Origin of the sequence: Bradyrhizobium sp. RDI18 (genome assembly GCF_043203335.1) — a bacterium.
Lineage (GTDB): Bacteria > Pseudomonadota > Alphaproteobacteria > Rhizobiales > Xanthobacteraceae > Bradyrhizobium > Bradyrhizobium retamae.
Genome location: NZ_JBICRN010000008.1, coordinates 2037447 through 2057163 on the forward strand (window position 1 = coordinate 2037447; position 19717 = coordinate 2057163).

Annotated in this window: 16 protein-coding genes and 4 pseudogenes; 7 read left to right on the top strand and 13 right to left on the bottom strand. The window is 58.8% G+C overall.

Going from position 1 to position 19717, the window contains the following annotated elements:
- Positions 1 to 143: 143 nt before the first annotated feature.
- The 4 genes and pseudogenes from ACFXS9_RS18945 to ACFXS9_RS18960 all read right to left on the bottom strand — a co-directional run bounded on the left by ACFXS9_RS18945 (position 144) and on the right by ACFXS9_RS18960 (position 3096).
- Positions 144 to 964: pseudogene (locus tag ACFXS9_RS18945) on the bottom strand (helix-turn-helix domain-containing protein).
- A 1399-nt stretch (positions 965 to 2363) separates the two neighbouring features.
- Positions 2364 to 2717 (bottom strand): transposase, encoded by a 354-nt coding sequence (locus tag ACFXS9_RS18950; RefSeq protein ID WP_392691061.1) that lies wholly within the window; start codon positions 2715 to 2717, stop codon positions 2364 to 2366.
- Between the two features lie 38 nt (positions 2718 to 2755).
- Positions 2756 to 2899: a hypothetical protein gene (locus tag ACFXS9_RS18955; RefSeq protein ID WP_245309466.1), complete on the bottom strand. Its 144-nt coding sequence runs from the start codon at positions 2897 to 2899 to the stop codon at positions 2756 to 2758.
- Complete coding sequence (locus ACFXS9_RS18960) at positions 2899 to 3096, bottom strand: hypothetical protein (RefSeq protein WP_392691063.1); 198 nt, start codon at positions 3094 to 3096, stop codon at positions 2899 to 2901. Before ACFXS9_RS18960 ends, ACFXS9_RS18955 begins: the two co-directional genes overlap by 1 nt.
- 137 nt (positions 3097 to 3233) lie before the next feature.
- Here ACFXS9_RS18960 and ACFXS9_RS18965 point away from each other — a divergent pair, with 137 nt between their 5' ends.
- Positions 3234 to 4277 carry an IS110 family transposase gene (locus ACFXS9_RS18965; RefSeq protein ID WP_392691066.1) on the top strand — a complete coding sequence of 348 codons (1044 nt, stop codon included), beginning with the start codon at positions 3234 to 3236 and terminating at the stop codon, positions 4275 to 4277.
- A gap of 872 nt (positions 4278 to 5149) precedes the next feature.
- Here the strand turns inward: ACFXS9_RS18965 and ACFXS9_RS18970 are convergent.
- The gene (locus tag ACFXS9_RS18970; protein ID WP_392691069.1) at positions 5150 to 5662 is read right to left on the bottom strand and encodes a hypothetical protein; all 513 of its coding nucleotides are present in this window, start codon (positions 5660 to 5662) and stop codon (positions 5150 to 5152) included.
- 1393 nt (positions 5663 to 7055) lie between these two features.
- Here ACFXS9_RS18970 and ACFXS9_RS18975 point away from each other — a divergent pair.
- The gene (locus ACFXS9_RS18975; RefSeq protein ID WP_392691071.1) at positions 7056 to 7268 is read left to right on the top strand and encodes a hypothetical protein; all 213 of its coding nucleotides are present in this window, start codon (positions 7056 to 7058) and stop codon (positions 7266 to 7268) included.
- Positions 7269 to 7828: 560 nt separating this feature from the next.
- On the opposite strand, the pseudogene ACFXS9_RS18980 reads toward ACFXS9_RS18975, so the two are convergent.
- Positions 7829 to 8268 (bottom strand): annotated as a pseudogene (locus ACFXS9_RS18980) (CoxG family protein).
- Between the two features lie 37 nt (positions 8269 to 8305).
- Here ACFXS9_RS18980 and ACFXS9_RS18985 point away from each other — a divergent pair.
- Together ACFXS9_RS18985 and ACFXS9_RS18990 are read left to right on the top strand one after the other, a co-directional pair.
- The gene (locus tag ACFXS9_RS18985) at positions 8306 to 8563 is read left to right on the top strand and encodes a hypothetical protein (protein WP_057846790.1); all 258 of its coding nucleotides are present in this window, start codon (positions 8306 to 8308) and stop codon (positions 8561 to 8563) included.
- 221 nt (positions 8564 to 8784) lie between these two features.
- A pseudogene (locus ACFXS9_RS18990) lies at positions 8785 to 9158 on the top strand (DNA polymerase IV); the annotation flags it as partial.
- Positions 9159 to 9246: 88 nt separating this feature from the next.
- Here the strand turns inward: ACFXS9_RS18990 and ACFXS9_RS18995 are convergent.
- The 6 genes and pseudogenes from ACFXS9_RS18995 to ACFXS9_RS19020 form a co-directional block, all read right to left on the bottom strand.
- Positions 9247 to 12351 (bottom strand): DEAD/DEAH box helicase, encoded by a 3105-nt coding sequence (locus ACFXS9_RS18995; protein WP_392691074.1) that lies wholly within the window; start codon positions 12349 to 12351, stop codon positions 9247 to 9249.
- A 949-nt stretch (positions 12352 to 13300) separates the two neighbouring features.
- Entirely contained in the window at positions 13301 to 14185 is an 885-nt protein-coding gene (locus ACFXS9_RS19000; RefSeq protein ID WP_057842133.1) for a class I SAM-dependent methyltransferase, read from the bottom strand.
- A 78-nt stretch (positions 14186 to 14263) separates the two neighbouring features.
- On the bottom strand, positions 14264 to 14677 hold the full coding sequence (locus ACFXS9_RS19005; RefSeq protein WP_392691077.1) for a hypothetical protein: 414 nt from the start codon (positions 14675 to 14677) through the stop codon (positions 14264 to 14266).
- Positions 14678 to 14679: 2 nt separating this feature from the next.
- On the bottom strand, positions 14680 to 15021 hold the full coding sequence (locus ACFXS9_RS19010) for a hypothetical protein (RefSeq protein WP_392691080.1): 342 nt from the start codon (positions 15019 to 15021) through the stop codon (positions 14680 to 14682).
- Positions 15021 to 15434: a radical SAM protein gene (locus tag ACFXS9_RS19015; RefSeq protein WP_392699853.1), complete on the bottom strand. Its 414-nt coding sequence runs from the start codon at positions 15432 to 15434 to the stop codon at positions 15021 to 15023. Before ACFXS9_RS19015 ends, ACFXS9_RS19010 begins: the two co-directional genes overlap by 1 nt.
- 759 nt (positions 15435 to 16193) lie before the next feature.
- Positions 16194 to 16352 (bottom strand): annotated as a pseudogene (locus ACFXS9_RS19020) (IS5/IS1182 family transposase); the annotation flags it as partial.
- A 204-nt stretch (positions 16353 to 16556) separates the two neighbouring features.
- On the opposite strand from ACFXS9_RS19020, the gene tnpA reads away from it, so the two are divergent.
- The 3 genes from tnpA (at position 16557) to tnpC (ending at position 18946) form a co-directional block, all read left to right on the top strand.
- Positions 16557 to 16916: an IS66-like element accessory protein TnpA gene (gene tnpA, locus ACFXS9_RS19025; protein WP_392699855.1), complete on the top strand. Its 360-nt coding sequence runs from the start codon at positions 16557 to 16559 to the stop codon at positions 16914 to 16916.
- The gene (gene tnpB / locus ACFXS9_RS19030; RefSeq protein WP_038952245.1) at positions 16913 to 17263 is read left to right on the top strand and encodes an IS66 family insertion sequence element accessory protein TnpB; all 351 of its coding nucleotides are present in this window, start codon (positions 16913 to 16915) and stop codon (positions 17261 to 17263) included. The genes tnpA and tnpB overlap by 4 nt, the downstream gene beginning before the upstream one ends.
- A 99-nt stretch (positions 17264 to 17362) precedes the next feature.
- The gene (tnpC, locus tag ACFXS9_RS19035) at positions 17363 to 18946 is read left to right on the top strand and encodes an IS66 family transposase (RefSeq protein WP_392699857.1); all 1584 of its coding nucleotides are present in this window, start codon (positions 17363 to 17365) and stop codon (positions 18944 to 18946) included.
- Here tnpC and ACFXS9_RS19040 read toward each other — a convergent pair whose 3' ends face one another.
- Complete coding sequence (locus tag ACFXS9_RS19040; RefSeq protein ID WP_057841653.1) at positions 18947 to 19384, bottom strand: hypothetical protein; 438 nt, start codon at positions 19382 to 19384, stop codon at positions 18947 to 18949.
- Positions 19385 to 19717: the final 333 nt, after the last annotated feature.

A 19717-nucleotide genomic window follows, 5' to 3' on the forward strand; every position in this document is an offset into this window, starting at 1 on the left:
CCCGCAGAGCCCTGCAATGACCGCCATTTTCAGGCCGGAAGGCCCCTGTTTCGCGCCGCCGAACATGCCGGCGGGCGGTAGGTCACCGATATGCTGCAGGGCAGCGCGACCACGGCGCTGCTGACAGTGCAAGACGGCGACTCTCAGGTCAAACCGGCCGCTATCTGCCGCATCCGATCGGCGGTCAGATCGTCGGCGGGGAAGAAAGTTTCCAGCGCCAGTTCCTGCAACGTGATGTCGACCGGCGTGCCGAACACCATGGTGGTGGAGATGAAACTCAGCACGTCGCCATTGTGGCGCAGCTTGAAGGGGATCGCGACATTGTCGGCCGAGATCGGCCCCGAGCGCGCCGGCATCCGATAGGCTTTCAGCTCCTGATACAGTTTGAGCAGTTCGGGATCAGCCGTTGCTTCGCACTGGCGATGCAGCCGCTCCAGAAGATGCGCGCTCCATTCGGCAAGATTGACCGTGCGCGGCGCGAGCCCCTCGGGATGAAAGGCGAGCCGCAGAATGTTGAAGGGGTGCCCGAGCAGATGCGGCGGCAAACCTTCGAGCAACGGCGCCACCATGCGGTTGGCCGTCACCAGATTCCAGTGTCGGTCATAGGCCAGCGCCGGATTGGGCTCATGCGCCTTCAGCACCAGATCGATCGCCTGCCGGGCTGACTTCAGCGCCGGATCATCCAGCGAGCGTTGCGGAAAGGCCGGGGCAAAACCCGCCGCGACCAGGAGCACGTTGCGTTCACGCAAGGGGACCTCAATCGCTCGGCAAGCTTGAGCACCATTTCCCGCGACGGCGCGGCGCGGCCGGTTTCGACAAAACTGAGGTGACGCGCGGATATTTCGGCATCGCTCGCCAGATCGAGCTGGCTCAGATGGCGCCGTTGGCGCCATTCGCGCAGGTGATCGTCGATATGAGGGGCTTTCGTTGGTTCGGCTCGCGCCGTGGCAGCATGTGCGTTCATGGTGGAAAACCTACCATGCGAATTTCGTCCATTCCATTACGTCCGAGGTAATGGATCTTGGCGCCTAACCACTTGAACTAGCGGGAATTTCTTTTCCAGATTCCGTTCGATACCAACAAAAATACCAACATCTCGAACTCAACCACCGACATAAAGAATGTTGGCAAGCCTTGCTCCCCAAGCTTTATCCAGTCCTGAGTTCGGAAGTGATCCAGCAGGTGCGCGAGAAGTTCGTCTGCCGGGCCTGCTAAGCTATCACCGACCGCCGGGCCCTCGCATCCGATTGCACGAGGACGTGCGGGGCCGAAGCTGTTCGCCCATATGAGTGCTGAGGCCGGCGTGAAGGCGGTGCGGAGTAAGTCGCCGCCTACCAGGTAAAATGCTTTGCCGAAGCGTATCCTCCGCTTCGGACTTTCCCAGACGACGATGGAATGTGGCTCCTTGCGAGAAGTTCGATCATTCCGGGCTTGGCGCGCGAAGCCACGTTTCTCGTCGCGCTTCCGTACAGGTCAAAAGTGGGCTCGCGCGCATGGGCCTCTGGGCTGCAGCTGGTCCACTCGGACCGCGGCACACCAATTTCGAAGACGGTTCGATCTGCGCCTCTCACCGGCCGACGGGGTATGGTTTGACGGCGGCGATCTCAGGACGCTGCTGGATCTCTACAGCATCTGGACGCTGCGCGACCTGTACCTTGAAGTTTTTGGCCAATGGCCGGGAAAGCAATATGCTCCTGTCGGCGCCGATCCTCGGATACAAGCCTACTACAGGTGGATCGAGTGCAATGACGATGAGCTGTGCGGTTGGGGCTCGGAAACTCGGAAGACGCGGACTGTTGCAAGTCGTCGGACTTGCAATGGAATTTCAGCCAACTCGGGTCGATCTTCCTGGACCAAGTGCCAGGCGGATTTTCGAGATCGCAAGCCGCCTCTCTCCGTCGTGGAGTTCGTCGAAAGCCGATCTCGGCTTCCCCGAATTAAGAGACGACGTCCGTCATAACGCATCCCTAAGTCCCGCTTGGGAACGAAACACCGTTGAAACCCAGACTTATGGCAGTTCGGAATACTTGCCTCGTTTAGGAGCGCGGAACTCGGGACACGCATAGGATTCGTCCTGAGCAGGAGTCATATGGATGCTGCTGTTTAAGCAGCGGCCGCCCGGCGATCCGAACGCTGCAGGGTTGGGAGATCTCGGTGCTGCAGGAAGCCGGCGTAATCCGCCGCAGCGGCGATCCGCACGCCCGGAAACGCGCTTAGAGGATGGCGTTCAAGAGGTGCGGCATCTCGATGTGAAGAGCGCGGTGCGTAACGCCCGCAGGGACGACTTCGAGAGTGCCAACACCTTCGTCCCGGCAGGGACGCTTGTTCCGCCGAAGGCGGATCTGTGTTGGTTTAAGACTGGTTCATGCAGTGCGCATCTCTGCCTGGAACTCGGTGCCATCGGTCCAGATGGCATGAAGGATGACAGCCATTTTGCAAGCGACCGCAACCTTCGCCTTTTTGGCGCCGATGCGTTTGGCCAGCTTGCTGCCCCAGCGCTTGAGCGCAGAGCCTCGCCTGACAACGGTCAGGACGACGTTCGCGGCCTCGAACAAATAAGTTCGAACCTGGTGGTTGCCGCGCTTGGAGATGCGCCCAGTGCGATCGATCTCACCGAAGGCGCCAACGCCGGCGGAATGTCTGAAGCGAGTGGGGTCATCGATGGTCACGACGAACGACAGGGCAGTCCGGGCACCGATACCGGGAACGGTCATCATCCGCCGAACAGTTTGGTTGCCTTTGCTACCGTCAGGCGCTATCGATCGAGTTTTTCAATTTGCGCGGTCAAGCAGGACCGGGCAAGGAGCAGCGGCGCGAAAATATCTTGTAAATCCGGTGCTTCAACGAGTACGGCGTTGACTTTGCGAGCCAGGTTGGTCGAACCGGCCTTGCCGAGCACTATTCCGAGCCCTTACACAGGCCGCGCATTTGGTTATCGGGATCTCGCCGCAGATTCACCGGCTTGGTTCGAGCCGCCAGCATCGAACGGGTTTTCCAGTTCTCCGCCCCCTTCACGGCAGCTTCCCGGTACCATCCCATGCGGGCCATTTCGGCTAGCCCTTTGGCATCATTTGGATCCGACTTGTTGATGCGCATCGATAACGCTGCTGCGTTGGCATGACGCGCATCAAGGCAAATAACCGGAAAACCCAGCGCCCTGAGTTAATGGCATGGACCACGCCCGCTCTCAGAGGCAACGTGCTACCCCGCGGGCAGCAGCAGGAGCGCAAGCCATGTCGAATACGAACATTATCACAATCGGTATCGATCTCGGGAAGAACACATTCCATGTCGTTGGTCTCGATGCCACCGGCGCAATCACGTTACGCAAGAAGCGATCTAGAAATCAGCTTGACCAGTCGCTGAGCAATGTTCCGCGTTGCCTAATCGGAATGGAGGCGTGTGCAGGAGCACATCATCTGGGGCGCAAGCTCGAGAAATTAGGCCATCAAGTACGGCTCTTGCCGGCACAGTACGTCAAACCATACCTCAAGGGTCACAAGAATGACTTTCGGGATGCTGAAGCGATCGCCGAGGCTGCTCAGCGGCCGACAATGCGGTTCGTCCCAGTGAAGTCGGCCGAACAACTTGATTTACAGGCACTCCACAGAGTTCGCAGTCGATTGGTGACACAGAGAACAGCGGTCATCAATCAAATTCGGGGCTTTTTGCTTGAGCGAGGCCTACCAGTGCGGCAGGGAGCGGCAGCACTCCGATTGGCACTCCCCCAAATCCTCTCGATGCCTTCGGAAAGCCTGTCACCTCAGGTGGTTCGGCTCATCCAGGACTTGGCCGAGGACTGGCGCTATCTCGACCGTCGCGTCGCGTTAGTCACCAAGGAGATCAATGAGATCGCGGAGCAAGATGCGCATTGTCGCCGCCTGATGAGTGCGCCGGGCGTCGGGCCAATCATCTCAAGCGCGATGATCGCCGCGATCGGAACTGGTGATGCGTTCCAGAAGGGCCGCGACTTTGCGGCATGGCTTGGCCTCGTACCAAAGCAAATCTCGACCGGTGATCGAACCATTTTCGGTCGCATATCAAGACGCGGCAACCGTTATCTACGAACACTGTTCATTCAGGGAGCCAGAGCCGTATTACTGAGGCGCCAAACCTGGGCCAGGCACGGCTTCGGAGCCTGGCTGGAGGCAGCATCGAAGCGGCTCCACTCGAATGTACTGGTTGTTGCCTTGGCCGCAAAACTCGCGCGGATGGCCTGGAGCATGCTCGCAAAAGGCCGTGACTACGAAGCGAGTTTCCTGGGCCACGCTGCATAGCACGCCCGACCCGGGAAGGAAGGAAGATCCAAGATCCGATCGGAATAGCACACTATCCCGCCGAGGTTTGCGAGACGGAAAGAACGAATGGAGAAACGGTTCCACCGACACTTCTGAAGCCTGGTTCGACTCCATGGCCCTCCTTGAGGCCGGCGAGTTATTGAGGACAGAAGTGGCGCGGATATCCATAATGGCTCGGGGCGACAGCCTCAAATCGAAGCCGGATAGATTGGCGCAAACCACTTCATCCCTTTGTCGATCCCTCTTGCAACGCGGGCGTGGTCCATAGATGGTGCCAAAGCCAATTGGATAGCGAGCCCGTTTCAAAAACGATCCGCTCAGCATTGCCAGCATGCCGCCGCAAGAGTTTAGCGATAGCCTCCGGATTGGTGGGCGCGCAACCTTCGAATGTCACGCCGCCGGTCTGGTCCAAAACGCAAATGCTGGTTTCTTGAGATGTCCAAACCAACGTATTGCTTCATAGAGCCGCTCCCTTTCGATAATCTGCTGAGTAGATCCTACCGAACCTCGTGCCTTCGACAAGCCGTCAGCCGCGATTACGCGATGTGAAGAACTGTCCAGCCATTGAGCGGTAGTCGATTTTTTGGGAGCGGAGCGAGGTTTGAGATTGCAAGCTTTTTGGGTTTGAAGGCCGGAAAGCTTGCAATTTCATTTCAGTCCCAGTCGATCTTGCCACCGAGCCGTACCAGCTCGTGCTTCAGGTTGATGATCTGGTCGTGCCTGGCGCGAAACAGATCGCCTTCCCGTCGTCTCCGGCTTCTTCGGTCGCATCGTCCCCTCCGGTGCGACCACAGAAGCACGACCGGCGATTCGAGCCGCTATGGTACCAGAAGCGCCTTGAAGTGGACCTGCTAAAGCATCCCGTCCTTCTGCGGGCTGATCCGACGGCGGTTTGGCGCTTTGTTCAGTAGGCCGGCAAGCCGCAGACCTTCCAGGATGCCTTCCAGCCGCTGTACACGGATCATCGAAGCAACCATGGAAACGGCGTCCTGCTGTTGGATCGTGAAGTGCACATCCGGAAATTCCTCAGACATCGCCTCCAAGAATGTCTGCGGGTTGGTAACGTGATCTCGGAGCGCATGCGCCGCTTCCTCCGCGAGGTAGGTCGCAAGATCGCCGTCGACGGACCCGACGAAATTGAAGTCATAGCGGGTACGGTCCTTGATAGATTGCCGAATCAGCTCGCTTTGGTGTTTTGCTTCAACGAAGAGCATGAAGACCGCATCAGGCAGGTTGTCGCGCGGCACGTTCTTCAAATCAGCGATTCGGGCGTAAATGTCCTTCCCTGCTGGCTCGTTCCGCTCAGATCGGTTTTGAACCTCCTGGGTCTCACGCTTGCGCAGCATTTTCTTCTTTCCGAACATCGCACATCCTCCGAGCCGCGATATAATTCGGTTCTCGCAAAAGATCAAAACGGCGTCTGGCGATCGGTAGGCGCATTTAAAGCGAATGTGACGGCTGGAAGAAAGACAACGCGCTGTTAGCTCCGCATGAAGATCTTGTGCGACAACGCCCGAGTCAAAGCAAACTCGCAGCGCATCCGCTCTCCTCCGCGATCGGGGCGCGCGGACTACGAATCCAAACCATGCACCGACCTGAATCACAAGATCAACTGCAAAGGCCGTCTGGTAAGCGACTTTCGGGTAGCGGCCCTGGTGAGGGATCCAGGGCTGAACCGCAAGCCCGTCACATACTTGCATCACAAACGCCCAACCGAGATGAAAGACAATGAGCGCCGCATTGGGCGCGTTCGCAGGATTAGCACCAGCTGAGAGAGAAAGAAACGCGATAGCGAGAAGCCAAAAGAGCGCTCCCGGAAGTTCTCCGATTTCAGATCGATCACCGCAGCAGGTCGGTCGCCATCATCGACACGGGCGGAACTGGGTCAATCGACTCTCTCATCTGTGCAGATAGCGACACTCGCTTCAATCGTCCAGAAGATTGAGGAACTCTTCGACCTTCCAAAGCGGTCCTCCCTCGCGTCGGTTGCTGATGTAGCCGACAGCCGATCACCAGCGAACTCGCCGGCTAAGGGGCGACGCCGAATGTCTTCCATTACATTCGTTTCTCCCGCCCCGCCCCAAGAAACTGAGCGGCCTTGGACCTCGTTGGGAGCTGTCGCACTCCGAGCAATCACCAGCCCCCGTGCTCGGTTTGCGGGGGGGGGGCCGCCGGTCTCCGCCCATTTCGGCGGTCTCACGAGCCTGTCCCGTACTGGCGTGCTGCAGCCGCGGCACAGACGTCCTGTGATCCCGTTGCCACACTCTCTCTGTTCCGTCGTCGGAACAGCATTTTTGATTCACTTCCTCGTCCCGACGATGCAAGTCTCTGAAGCCCGGGGTGGGAGTACTTCATAAGCATTTCATTTTAAGCCCGGACATGGGCCGCTCGATTACTTCGGGCGGCCCTTTTTATGGCCGCGAGCTCGCCGTCAACGCCCCCGGGCATGGCAACGCTAACACTTGCCAATCTCAAATAATTTCCCTGGTGCACCGCTCACTCCGCAACTCCGCTCGTCGTGCTCGTTGGCCTTAGGTCGCGTCAGGTGGGCCGCCTGAAATCACCATGGGCGGTTCCCATCTTGCACAACGGGGGCTGCTGTGCTGTCTCGGCCGGCGGCCCCACCCCCGAAGGCGTGTAGCCGGTTACTGTGCCGGTCTTGTTCTGTGCCGAGGGCTTTCTCGGCCCGCTACTTGCACGGGTATATGACGTTGCCATCGTTAAGAGATGAACTGCAGCGGTTCCTAATTCCTTCATTTGTTCATCCGCGACGTAGACGCCAGCGGCACGATGGTAAGGGACCGCAACCGTTGCGCAGGCATCAGCAACGAAATCGGCAATTTTGTCATCGCCACCCAAGCGGGGAGCTTTACTTCGATGACGCTCAGTTACACCGGCGACCCGACGGTTTTTCGCATCAATCAACACGAGAGTGGATACATACTCTGTCAGCAGTTCTCGGCGGACTGATCGATGTCGGACTTACAATTATGATGTTTATGAACACGACGTCCTGCCGTGGCGCGGTCTGGAAAACTTGGTGCCTACGCCTGACGGGACTTCCGGATGGGATGCCTCCCATACCTTTGTCTTGTTCGGTGAGAGCAAAGAAGCGCAATTGGGTGCATCGCTGAAAAGCCGAGCCCGACGTGGATCAAACTCGGAAATCCGGAGGTATACAACTGGGAGATCTGCTTTGCCCGCGATTGTGGTGCAATGCTCGTTTCTATCTTTGGGACAAGCTTGGCTTTTGAGATTCTCCTGCCCACCACCGCTTGCAGTCGATCGAGAGGCTGGCACTTCCGATCGGAACTTCCATCACAAAATTTCGCGAATATCGAGCATTTTGGCGCGCCCCCTGGGGAAGCGAGACAAGACCGTGAATTCAATGCTTTACAGAAATGTTTGCGTGAGAAGTGCATTGCTTTTCAAGGCGTTTCAGAATGTCGGCATCCCGACCCAGTACAAGGGGCGATCGCGGCATCAAGCTCACCGCCATTGCGGCTCCTTGAGCGTTTGCTGCCACGTAATCAGAACGTCCATCCCCGAACCTGAATGGTTTTGGCGAAGTTGGCGAAGAACTCGTCGGCTAATTTCTTGGCCGCGCCGTTTACCAGCCCCTGGCCAAGCTGTGCCAATTTGCCGCCGATCTGGGCCGCCACATGGTAGCTCAACAGCGTGCCTCCGTCCGTTTCGGCCAGGTTGACCTTTGCCCCACCCTTTGCGAAGCCAGCGACGCCGCCCTCTCCTTCCCCCGAGATCTTGTAGCCGATCGAGGGATTGAGGTCCGCTCAGCGTGACCTTGCCTTTGAACCGTGCCGATACCGGTCCAACCTTCATCCCTGGTGACCGCACGAAATCCGTGGTCATCGGTCTTCTCGAGCTCTTCGCAGCCCGGAATGCACGCCTTGAGCACGGCCTGGTCGTTAATTTTGGTCCACACGGCTTCGCGGGGCGCAGCGAGTTGAATTTTGCCGTCATCCTCATCGCCATAGGATTCTAACCTCGTGTCGGGTCTTGGCCGGTTCCTTCTTGAACTCGATCTGCATCGAGCGGGCGATCTGAATCCGCTGCGCCTGCGGCTGTCCGGCGCCGTCGATGGATTCGGTCAGATATCCCCCGGCGTTGCGAGCGTCATGTTCTCGACGAGCCGGAGGATCCGGATCCTGTGCTCGGTGGGGATCGGCCCTCCGAAGGACGGCCTGCCGCAGGTCGTCGTTGGTCGTGATCAGCTCCGCGATTGCGATGCGCCCCTTGTAGCCTGACCCGTGATACTGGACGTCGCCGACGGGCTCCTGACCTGGTCAACTGCAAAACTGAGAGGGGTCAGCGCGGCAAACCGAGTTAATTGCTGGCGGGCTGCGTTGTTATTGGGATGCAGCGGGCGGGAGCAAGTTGGACAGAGCAGGCGGCTCAGGCGCTGCGAGAGCACGCCTCGAATAGCGGAGGACAGCAGAAAAGGTTCAAGATTTTGTATTACTCATGCATGAGACTTTCCCGCCGGGAACAGGATGGGGCTGCGCCCCTTCTGCGCAAGATTATCTACATTGACATTGGATGCGTTCTACGCGTCGGTGAAGCAGCGGACCAATCCTGACCTGCCCGGCAAGCCGGTAGCCGTGGGAGGATCAAAGGAGCGAGGCGTGGTAGCCTCCGCCAGCTACGAGGCACGCAAGTTCGGGATCAGGTCGGCGATGCCATCGGACAGCCAAGCGCAATGCCCTGACCTGATGTTCGTTAAGCCTCGCTTCGACGTTTACAACGATATCTCTCGTCAGATCCGACGATCTTCGCCGACCACACGGAAATCATCGAGCCGCGCTCGACGAGGTCTATGTTGGCGTCACCGAGAACATCCAGAGTAATCTCCGTTTCGGATTCAACGACCCCGAAGCTGAAGACGAGGATCAGTTGTCTCTCATTTTGAGATGAATAGCAGTGACCGCGATTACTCGTTCAGAAGGTCGAGGAACTCTTCGACCTTCCTAAGCGGTCCCTCGCGTCCGTTGCTGATGTAGACGACCCGATCGCCATCGCGTTGCAGGGATCGCCCCTTGGATTTCCGAAGTCGTCCCGGCAGGAATGTCGCGGCTACGGCATCCCGGCCGACATCAAGTCTTATGATTCCTCTTCGCCTGCAGTCGATCCTGAGCCTTGCTGCGGCAAAGAAATCGCGGGCCGCCGGAGGCAATCTGCCGAAGCGACGAGAGGTCTCCCCCTCGAGATCGTCCAGCTCATCTTCGCTTCGGCATCTGGCGACGCGGCCGTAGATTTCCAGCCGAACCGCCTCCGATTGCACGTAGCCTGCGGGCAACATGTCCCCTACTGGCAGATTCAGGTCAGGCACCCACAGGTCGGCTGTTCTGTCGTCGGCTTTCTCCGAGGCCAACTTCAGAAGGTGGCTGTAGAGCACCGGCCCGAACACCTGCACATGGCCCGACTGCCGCTCTGAAAGCACATCCCCCGCTCCCCTGAGGTCCAGATCCCGCGCACTGATCGCGAAACCCGCGCCGGGTCTGCTGAACGCCTCCAGAACAGCCAACCGCTTCTCGGATCGCTCCGAGCCCGAATCGGTCAGCAAATGCGCAAATGCCCGTATCCCGCTGCGGCCCACCCTTCCTCTGAGCTGATGAAGTTGCGCAAGACCGAACTTTTCGGGCCAACAGACCACGATCGTGTTTGCACGTGGGATATCGAGACCGCTCTCCACGATGTTGGTCGCCAGCAGCACGTCCGCCGCGCCTTCGACGAAGCTCATCATTCGGTCATCTATGTCGTCGGCGGGCAATTTGCCATGCAGACAGACGATGCGGAGATCCGGGGCCACCGATTGAACGCGCGCCAGCATCGGATCAAGATCCTGAATTCGCGGACAGATCAAAAAGCTTTGCCCGTGCCGCCTTTGCTCGCGCAGCAATGCGGAGGCAATAGCGGCATCCGAAAGAGGAGCGACCTTTGTGACGACCGGGAGTCGATGAATGGGCGGAGAGGCAATGACGCTAAGATCCCTGAAGCCGGCAAGACCGCCTGCGAGAGTCCGCGGAATCGGCGTGGCGCTCATCCAAAGGGCATGAATACTCTTGGCCAGCCCGGAAAGTCTCGCCTTCTCCGCCGCCCCAAAATGCTGTTCCTCATCGATAACGACAAGGCCGAGGCGGGCGAACTTCACGTCCTTCGAGGCGAGGGCCTGCGTTCCGATCACGACCTTCAATTTGCCGCTCTTCAGCCCCTCCTTCACCTCTCTTGTCTCGGCGCCCGAACCGGTTCGCGACAAACTCCCCACTTCGATGCCAAACGGAGCGAAGCGTTTGCGGAAAGTCGCGACATGCTGTCTCGCCAGGACGGTCGTCGGCACCGCTATCGCCACCTGCTTCCCTGACAATACGACGGCGGCCGTAGCTCGCAACGCCACCTCGGTTTTGCCGAATCCGACGTCGCCGCAAATGATCCTGTCCATTGGGTGGCCGGACGCAAGATCGTCCAAAACGTCCCGAATGGCTTTCGCTTGGTCGACTGTCGTGAAATACGGAAAACGCGCGACGAACCTCTCATAGATGGGACCAGGAGGTACGAGTTTCGGAGCCCGCCGGCGGCGCCGCTGGCTGATGTGTTTGGCGAGCTGCTTGCCGGCGATTTGAATTTCGTGCTCCGCCTCAGTACGCCGGCTCCACCATGTACTTCCATCCGCTTTGTCGAGGGTGAGTTCGCCGCGCTCCGACGCATATGGCCAGATCAAGGCCAGGTCAGAGGGCGGAACGAGCACTGCATCGTCTCCCGCAAATACGAGCCTGATCATTTCGCGCGACGACCCGCCCCCCGTTGCCACGGTCTGCAAGCCGTCGAGCAAGGCCAGCCCTCGCTGCAAATGAACAACCGCTGTCCCTTGCTCCGGCACATCTGCGTGGTCGAAAACCGCACTCCAACTTCTAGCCATCGGCTGCGGATGATGAGCCCTGCTGCCGAGCACATCGGAAGCCGTCACAACGACAAGAGGTTTCCGGCCAGGCACGACAAAACCCCTATCGAAGTCGGCCAGAAGCGCCGCCTCACGGTTGCGTCCGGCCGTCGCCTCGTTCCAATCCGCAAAGCGCTCCATCTTGAGCCCGCTCATCCGCTCGATCACGCGCAGGTCGTCCTCCTGTGCTGCGATGAAAACCAGTCGCGAACCAGCCCGTCGCGTCTCGTCCACGAATGCGCGGAGCGCCTTTCTGGGTGATGCGACCTGCGAAAAGTCCGGTGTGGGAACGAAAGATGCCTTTTGCGACAGCACGTTCATACGCCTGGTCGCCTGCTTCCATTCGCGTCTCCCGAGGTATTCTCGGTCTCTGTCCGTGCGACCCGCCGCCTCCTCGATCGTGCTGAGCCAGTTGTCAGCGTGCGCTGAAACGCCGGCATCCGCGATCCACTTGGATCGACCACAATAGTCGAATAGGGTCGAGCGCCTTCCGCGTATGTTCCCGAACGCCAGCCGCTCCGACATCGGGTCGATGAGAAGCTCTTTCGTCTCAAAAACGATGTCATGTTCTATCGGGTCGAACGCCACGATCCGACGTATCACCCCGCCGGAATGCTCTACTCTGAACGGACCGAGCGCGCCGGCGGGAAAAATCTCGAATGTCTTCCCGTGAAACAGCACGCCGCCGGGATAGTCCGCCTCGTCATCGAGGTCGTATCCGAGGGCCTCAAGCCGCGCCCGGAGATCTTGTTCAGAGAACGCGGCGCTCACTTTCAAACGGAGGATTACGCGGGACCAACTCGCCGGCATGGGCAGGCGCTCCATCACGGCCTCTGCCGTGGACACGAGCAGAATCGGCTTCTCAGGCTTGGCAAGGCGCCGCAAGACCGAAGTTCGTCTGCCTGCGATTTCGTGCGACGGCTCGAGCTGATCCAACGGCAGCGTATTGAGTCTTGGAAAAACAAGCACATCGCACGAAGCATCAAGGGCATGAATGATGGCACCCAGCCGCTCGGCTCTATTCTCGTGTTCAGCAAGAAAGACGACGCCATTGCGGCCAGACTTCCTCCACTGTAGGAGCAGGTGGAGGGCCACCATGCCTAGGGGCGATGAAGAAGAGATTGCGGTCCGCGATGAAGAATTCTTTCGCTTCGTTGCCCTGCTGGCAACCTGCGCCTTTTAGAACGGCCCACGTTAAACCCGTCGTTGATTCGCGACCAGCTCACGCTGATAGCGAGTGTTGCTTCGAACAGGCCCGCTCTGATGTGGGAGCTACGACCCGAGGCTGAGTACATAAGCGAATTTCGGCGCGGAGGCACGTTCCAATCTAATCATCCCGTGAAACATCGCTTGGGAGCGGAGGGCGTCTCGATCGTCCCCTCCTCTCCGCCCGACAGATCGTGGTCTTCAACATCGGGGTGTTTCGGTTCGCCTTTCCGGCCCATCATCGACATGGCAGGTTCACCAGTAGTACTTTGCCCTCATCCATGATCTGGCGCACGTGGAGATCACGTTCTGGAGCGGTCAGAAGCTATTGAGTACGGGATCTGAAAGGAAAGAGAAGCGTTCGAACTTTTAGAAAGAAGGTCCGGACAGTTTCATTCTTCAGTTGTCAGCGGCGCACGCTGCTAGCGTACACCGGTACAAATATCCGTCCGCGGAGCTACGCAGCGATCCGTTGGGAAATGTCGTAAACGGCGAGGCCGCCAGCTTTATATCCCTAACGGCGTTCGCTTTGTACGCATCCGGCGCAGGCCGCGGGCCCGATTGGATTATTCTGATGGCGAGCGCTTAAGCAACTCCGGATTTTCTTTCATAAATTTGGATGAGCTCGATGAGGCGTTCGATGCTGAAGTCGGTGAACGCCTGGACACCTTCTTCGCCAAGGCCATAGACGCATATGGCTCCGCCTTGAACTCCACTTCGTTGGCGACGTCTCGCAGCCAATCTTGGTCTTCAGATGTCCCTCGCGACGTTTGTGACGGTGGTGACGTGACCCGAGACCCTTTTCGGCGGCCAAGGCAGCCAATGAGAAACCGTTCGAGCATCACTCATTTCGAATGCGCAAGCGCTTCGGGGGCGTGAAGTATCGATATTTGCCGGTAAGCGTCCCATTGACGAACTGGAGGCCGTGATCGCCATATATCATATCCTCACGTACGTAGCCGTCCGCTATGGCCTCTTGATTGTTGCCGCCAACTGTCTTCCGGGTCGTCGTCACGCCATGGCTGGCTGGCGGCGAGCCGAGCATTTCAATTATGGCATCGCGTGGTGTGCCCAGTTTCAAAGTATCAAACTGTTTGGCAGGAATCATCCCGGCGGCCTGGATGGGCTCAGCTCTCATTCGCGGGAGATCTTCAGATCCAATTGGCTTACGAACCACAACTTTCTCGATGCAGTGTGAATGGATTGGAATGCCAGGGTGCGAGTCCCATTTAATGTAATGATCGGAGCGCAAGATGTCCCAGCCGGCTTCTGTATAGATGGCCTCCAGCTCTCCGCGCGAGAACGACTTCTTGTGACCAGATGCCAACCCCTCCTTAGGAATAGGATGGTCTGGTCGATCGATCGTGTTGGTGAAGCAATGAAATCCTCCAGGCCGCGTCCGATCGATTAAGGTCGTGACGAGCGGTTTCCAGACGGTCCGTTCCGTGAAATGCAATACGGAATGCGCTATAAAGACGTCGAGGTAAGCAGGCGGCTGGAAGTCTTCAACACGAGCCAAACCGCTCGTTATATTCACGCCAAGATCGCCTGCCAGCCGGTTCAGCTTGGAGATGGCGGCTTCGGACATGTCAGTTGCGATCACCTGATGATCAAAATGGGCCAAATAGAGGGCATTGCGCCCCTCGCCGCAACCCAGCTCGACAACCACGCTCTTCGCGCGGAGAGCTGGTGCTATCTCGAGGATTTCGGGGCTGGGACCACCCATACACGATACGTTGGGGTCGGCGTAGCCCGAGATCCCACCATAAGGGTGAATGCTTCACCACCTCTTGCATACTGCACCTCACGCTGCCTGATATTGCTCTTCGAGGGCCACCATCGTGCCCGTGTAAAATATTCGCGCTATAATGCTCGAATATTTGAATCCCGCGTGAGTCAGTTGATAAGTATCACCGTCTGCCAAGTCGACGAGTTGCAGACATTCGAGCGCCTTGAGCTCTTCGCTGAAATCGGCCGCCAGTTCGCGTCCGAATACTGAAGCGTAATCCTTTCTGCTCAGTGCGGACAACGTGAGGCCAAGCAGGACGTAGCGACGCGCGAGATCTTCCGGCGTCAGTTCGATTCCGTGCGATGCTATTGCATCAGGATCGAAGGGGCGAGCCGAGAAAGCGTTGATGATGGGCGAAGCCGCACTCCAGTCGATGTTGTCCGTGCCATAGTGATATCGCCCGAAATAACTTCTGGCGCCAACTCCCAACCCTAGCAGGGGCGTTCCCTTGAAATCCGAGGCCTCCTGCCGGTAGGCTCGGCCGCCAGCGATCTTGGTAAAACGCGTGAAGGATTCTGACGGTAGCCTTTGGACGCCATCAGAGCAACGTTCTGGTCGTAGACCTCATACTTTTCCGCTTCAGAGAAGAATAATTCAGGATTGTGCGCTTTCGAGGTCATGATGTTTGTCATCCGACGAACAACAACGGGGTAAAGGGAGAGTGTCTGCGGCTCATAGTCGAGCGCGCGGCCAAGCGAGAAGATCCAGGAGTCACGGGTTTGACCACGCAGGCCGTAGATCAGATCAAGATTGACGTGGGAAAAACGTTCCATCAGCGCTTTGATTCCGCTTCTGCAGTCTCGACCGAATATGGTCTACCAGAGTGCGCAAGCTCGCCGGGTACCATGCTTTGGATGCCCATGCTCATTCGGTTGACGCCAAGAGCCTTCAAGCAATCCAGAAGGTTGTTTTCGAAAGTGTCTGGCGCGCTCTCGACCGTAATCTCACATTTCCGGCTTCGTTTTGGAAATGCAGCGTCGAGGGCGGCGAAAAGCTCGCCGAATTGATGCTGAGTCAGCAGGGTCGGCGTGCCGCCGCCGAAATAGATACTTACAACCTCTCGATCTCCGAAGTATTCTCCATATCGCGCGATGTGCTCTGCCAGTCGAACAACATAAGACTCCCCTCCGCCGGTTTTTGGCGCATTGTAAGAAAGAGCGTGCAGTAAGTGCAGCGATAGCGGCAGAACGGGATATGGACATAGATGTTGATTTGCTTAGCACGGCTAGCCTGCTCAACGACATCAGTTACGCGGAGTGGCTGCGGAAAAGCCCGATACGCTCGCTTGGAAGGATAACCATAGACGTAGGTTGGCAGCTCCTTTTTCGCCATAGTTGTTCGAAGAAATTCCAGACAATCCATGACCTAACCCGTTGATTGCCAAAGCCGGTGAATGCCTGAACGCCGTCGTTCGCCGAGCCACAAGTTCATGCCTTGTGGTGATCAGCAGTTTCGATAGAAGCTAGTCCGCAGAAAGCACGGCGTTTTCGTCACTTATGTTCTTCAGGTCTAGCCGTGCGGCTTATGTGTAAGAAACCAACCGCCCTCAAATATAGCTACAGCGGCTACCACCCCCGAGAATTCCGCTAAGTGCTCCTATGAACAGCCAAGCCAGCCTCCCAAACTTGCAGATGTTTCTTCAGCAGTTAATTCGGTCACACCGTAATCGGTCTTCATTTTTGCTCCTTCTCAATGAGAGGATTAACCAGTGATGCCGGTCGGCAGCTCCTGCCGCCGGGCAACGAGAGACACTCAAGATTCGTGCCAACTGCGGGGGAAGAGCCTCCGAAAGGCGTCCTACATTTTAATCAACAACTTAACTGCCAGCACGGCAGCCCGGCGGTCGAATATCATGTGTCGCAGACGCGACAAACCGGGCAACTGAGAGCAACGCAAGTCACGTCGCAAGAGCTGCAACCGGAAGTCGGGCTCGCGTTATCAGTTGATTGTAGGCGAAGTCTTCCCGTGAGAACGTCCCATCGGCGCGGGCCGACTTGTCGAACACCGGAATGTGCGGCTCAATCGCCCGCTCGTTGACTAGCCATCCCAGCATCTCCGCCGAGCCATAGGCACTATCGGCGGCTAGGCGCTCAGGACAGAGCTCAAGGCGCTCTTCGGTGCGCTCAATCATTGGTGAGCGTCATCCAGGGACCACGCGCTGAGGGCTGATTTGGTGGGTTAGGAAGATCTCGTGGACTGAATCATCACGAGGTCTCGCCATGTTTAAGGATAGTCGTAAGGATAGCGATACGGATAGGCATACGCCTATCCTCAAGGATCTTCTGACACGCTGCAGCGTGTCGAGATCATCACTGGGGCCGGCCGGCGACGGCGCTGGTCGGCCGATGCGAAGGCGGCGATTGTCGCGGAGAGTTTTGCGCTGGGTGCAAGCGTGTCCGCGGTGGCACGGCGACACGACATCAGGCCAAGTCTGTTGTTTCTCTGGCGTCGCCAGGCCACGCGGGCGCAGGTCGCGGAGCGCGGGGACAGAGGCATGCCACCTGGCTTTGTGCCGGTCGCGATCACCGGCTGCGGGGGCCAATTGCCGAGTGAAGAGCAGGCGGCGATCGAGATCGAGGTCGGCGCGGTTCGCATCCATGTCAGGGGAACAGTCGACCGGCGGGCGCTGTGCGAGGTGCTGGCGGCAGTCGGGACGGTTGGCCGATGATCGGGCTCCGACCTGGGTTGTCGATCTGGATCGCGACGCAGCCGATCGATTTCCGTCGGGGGATGGACTCGCTGGCGATGCTGGTGAGCGAGGCGTTTGGGGCCAATCCGTACGACGGCGGACTTTATGTCTTCCGGTCCAAGCGCCGAGATCGCGTGAAGATCCTGACCTGGGACGGAAGCGGCCTTGTCCTTTACTACAAAAGAATCGAGGGGCAGTTCACCTGGCCGCCGATCAAGGAAGGCGTCATGCCGCTATCTCATGCTCAACTCTCGGTGCTGCTCGATGGCTCAGACTGGAAGCGTGTGCCGATGCGGGTTGTGGATCAGCCAGCGCGAGCTGGTTGATCCGTATCAAGAGTAGCTCGTCACTCATGCGGAGTTGTTGTAAAATCACTCTGCATGAGTGATTTGCCTTCCGATCCAGCATTGCTCCGACAAACCGTGATGGCGCTGTCGTCAAGGCTTGCGGCGTTGTCGGCGGAATGCAGCACGCTTTCGGCCGAGCGTGATGCGGCGATCGCCCAACGCGACGCTGCGGTTCAGGAGAACGACAAGCTCCTGATGATCCTGTCCCAGTTCAAGCGCACGATCTTCGGTCCCCGCTCCGAGACACTGGATCCCGGACAGCTGCCTCTCTTCACCATCACGGCACAGGCGGCTCGTGCCGCGGCCAACGACGACGTAACCGGAGGCAGGCTGCCTGATGGAGCGGAGGGCCGTGGAAAGCGACCGGCGCGACGCAACCGGGGGAAGCTTCCGGAGCATTTGCCGCGCATCGATGTCGTAATCGATATCGAGAGCCACATCTGCCCTTGCTGCGGCGAGCGGCTGCACAAGATCGGGGAGACCGTCAAGGAAGCCTTCGACGTCATTCCGATGCAGTACCGGGTCAAGCGCATTGTGCGTCCGCGGTATGGCTGCCGGGGATGCCGCCAGGGTGTGATGCAGGCACCTGCGCCGGCCCAGGCGATCGATGGCGGGATGGTGACGGAAGCCTTGCTGGCCCACATCGCGGTGATGAAATACGGCTACCAGTTGCCGCTGTATCGGCAGGAACAGATGTTCGCCGCGCAAGGCATCACGCTCGATCGGCAGACGCTGGCCTCGTGGATGGGCCGCGCCGCCTGGTGGCTGAAGCCGCTTCACACGCTGTTGCGCCGCGCAGTGATGTCCTACCCGCGGCTGTTTGCCGACGAGACGCCGCTGCCAGTTCTCGATCCCGGCCGTGGCAGAACCAAAGTCTGCCAGTTCTGGGCGATCGCCACCGACGACCGCCCGTGGGGCGGCCCGGCGCCGCCGGCGGTGGTCTACATGTTTGCCGAGGATCGCAAGGCGATCCGCGCCAAGCAGCTGTTCGGGGACTACCACGGCATCCTGCAGGTCGACGGCTATGCCGCCTACAAGGGCCTGATCAAGAACGGCGGCCATCTGGTGCAGTTGGCGTTCTGCTTCGCGCATGCGCGGCGGAAGTTCTGGGACGTTCACGTCGCGACCAAGTCGCCGATTGCCGCGGAAGCGCTGCAACGGATCGCGATGTTCTACGCCATCGAGGATCGCATCCGCGGTCTGCCGGCGGCGCATCGGGCTGCAGTGCGGCAGACCGACACCAGGCCGTTGATCGAGGACTTCAAGCCCTGGCTCGAGGCGCGACTGCTAGAAGTCTCGAAGAAGTCCGGTCTAGGCAAAGCCATCCGCTACACCCTCAACCATTGGGACGGCCTGACGCGCTTCGTCGATGATGGGCGCATCGAGATCGACAGCAATACGGTCGAACGCAGCATCAAGCCGATCGGGGTAGGAAAGAAAAACTATCTGTTCGCAGGCAGTGAGGGCGGCGCCGAAACCTGGGCCACTCTAGCATCGCTCATCAACTCGGCAAAGCTTCACGACATCGACCCGCGGCACTATCTGACCGATGTTCTCGAGCGCATCGTCTCCGGACGTACCAAGATCAATCAGCTGAACACGCTGCTGCCGTGGAATTGGAAAGCCGAGCGCGACGGTTCGGAGGCAATGCTCGCCGCTTGATCAGTTCGACGGCAAGGCGTCGGGAACTTCCTGCGCATCGCTGGCGTCGTCGTAGATCTCTTCGCGGATCACGCGCAGCGTCACCTCGTGCAGATACACTTGCAGCGCACCCTCCAGCTCGGTGAACTCCGGCAGCAGCACTTTGTCGACGAAGCCCCGTGACGCACGGACCATCACCGTGTTGCGTCGCTGCCGGCGATAACGAAACGGCCGCAGCCCATATCGGCGGCAAAGCGCCAGAAAAAGGTGCCGAGACCACTGGTCGGGAAGTGAGAATTGCTGTTCGATCGGTGGATCGTGGCGAGCGAGTTCCTCGACCCGGGCCCGCACCCGCTGCAGCGCGGCTTCCGCCGCAAGGCGCTCACCAGCAGTTCCGGCCCCCACGAACAACGCCTCGATCTTCCGAAGCTTCTCGCGCAGCTGCGACTCGCTGTTCATTCTGATCCCATTGCCCGCTCCGAACCGGGATCACCCCATCACCGCGCCCCGGCGGCGTCAATCATCCCGACCGCGCTATCCAGAGCATTCCGCGCAAGTCAAGCCCGGGCACCGGTGATCCTATCGTGACGCTCACGGAAAAGCGCAGGGTAGTCAGCCCGCGACCACCCCAGGCTGGCTCGCTGCTCATCCCACCATCGCGATCGTCGCCCGTGATCGCGGAGGATATGGCGAAGCCGCGGCGAAGGCCGTGCCGCACGCGGTACGGGTCGCAGATCGTTGGCATCTGATGGAGAATGCCAGTCTGGCCTTCCTCGATGCCGTCCGCAAATA

Bases quoted from the DNA above. Each gene is read 5' to 3' on its own strand.
- ACFXS9_RS18950 (WP_392691061.1), bottom strand. From the start codon at position 2,717: ATGATGACCGTTCCCGGTATCGGTGCCCGGACTGCCCTGTCGTTCGTC.
- ACFXS9_RS18960 (WP_392691063.1), bottom strand. From the start codon at position 3,096: ATGCGCATCAACAAGTCGGATCCAAATGATGCCAAAGGGCTAGCCGAA.
- ACFXS9_RS18965 (WP_392691066.1), top strand. From the start codon at position 3,234: ATGTCGAATACGAACATTATCACAATCGGTATCGATCTCGGGAAGAAC.
- ACFXS9_RS18970 (WP_392691069.1), bottom strand. From the start codon at position 5,662: ATGTTCGGAAAGAAGAAAATGCTGCGCAAGCGTGAGACCCAGGAGGTT.
- ACFXS9_RS18995 (WP_392691074.1), bottom strand. From the start codon at position 12,351: ATGGTGGCCCTCCACCTGCTCCTACAGTGGAGGAAGTCTGGCCGCAAT.
- ACFXS9_RS19000 (WP_057842133.1), bottom strand. From the start codon at position 14,185: ATGGGTGGTCCCAGCCCCGAAATCCTCGAGATAGCACCAGCTCTCCGC.
- ACFXS9_RS19010 (WP_392691080.1), bottom strand. From the start codon at position 15,021: ATGGAACGTTTTTCCCACGTCAATCTTGATCTGATCTACGGCCTGCGT.
- tnpB (WP_038952245.1), top strand. From the start codon at position 16,913: ATGATCGGGCTCCGACCTGGGTTGTCGATCTGGATCGCGACGCAGCCG.
- tnpC (WP_392699857.1), top strand. From the start codon at position 17,363: ATGGCGCTGTCGTCAAGGCTTGCGGCGTTGTCGGCGGAATGCAGCACG.
- ACFXS9_RS19040 (WP_057841653.1), bottom strand. From the start codon at position 19,384: ATGAACAGCGAGTCGCAGCTGCGCGAGAAGCTTCGGAAGATCGAGGCG.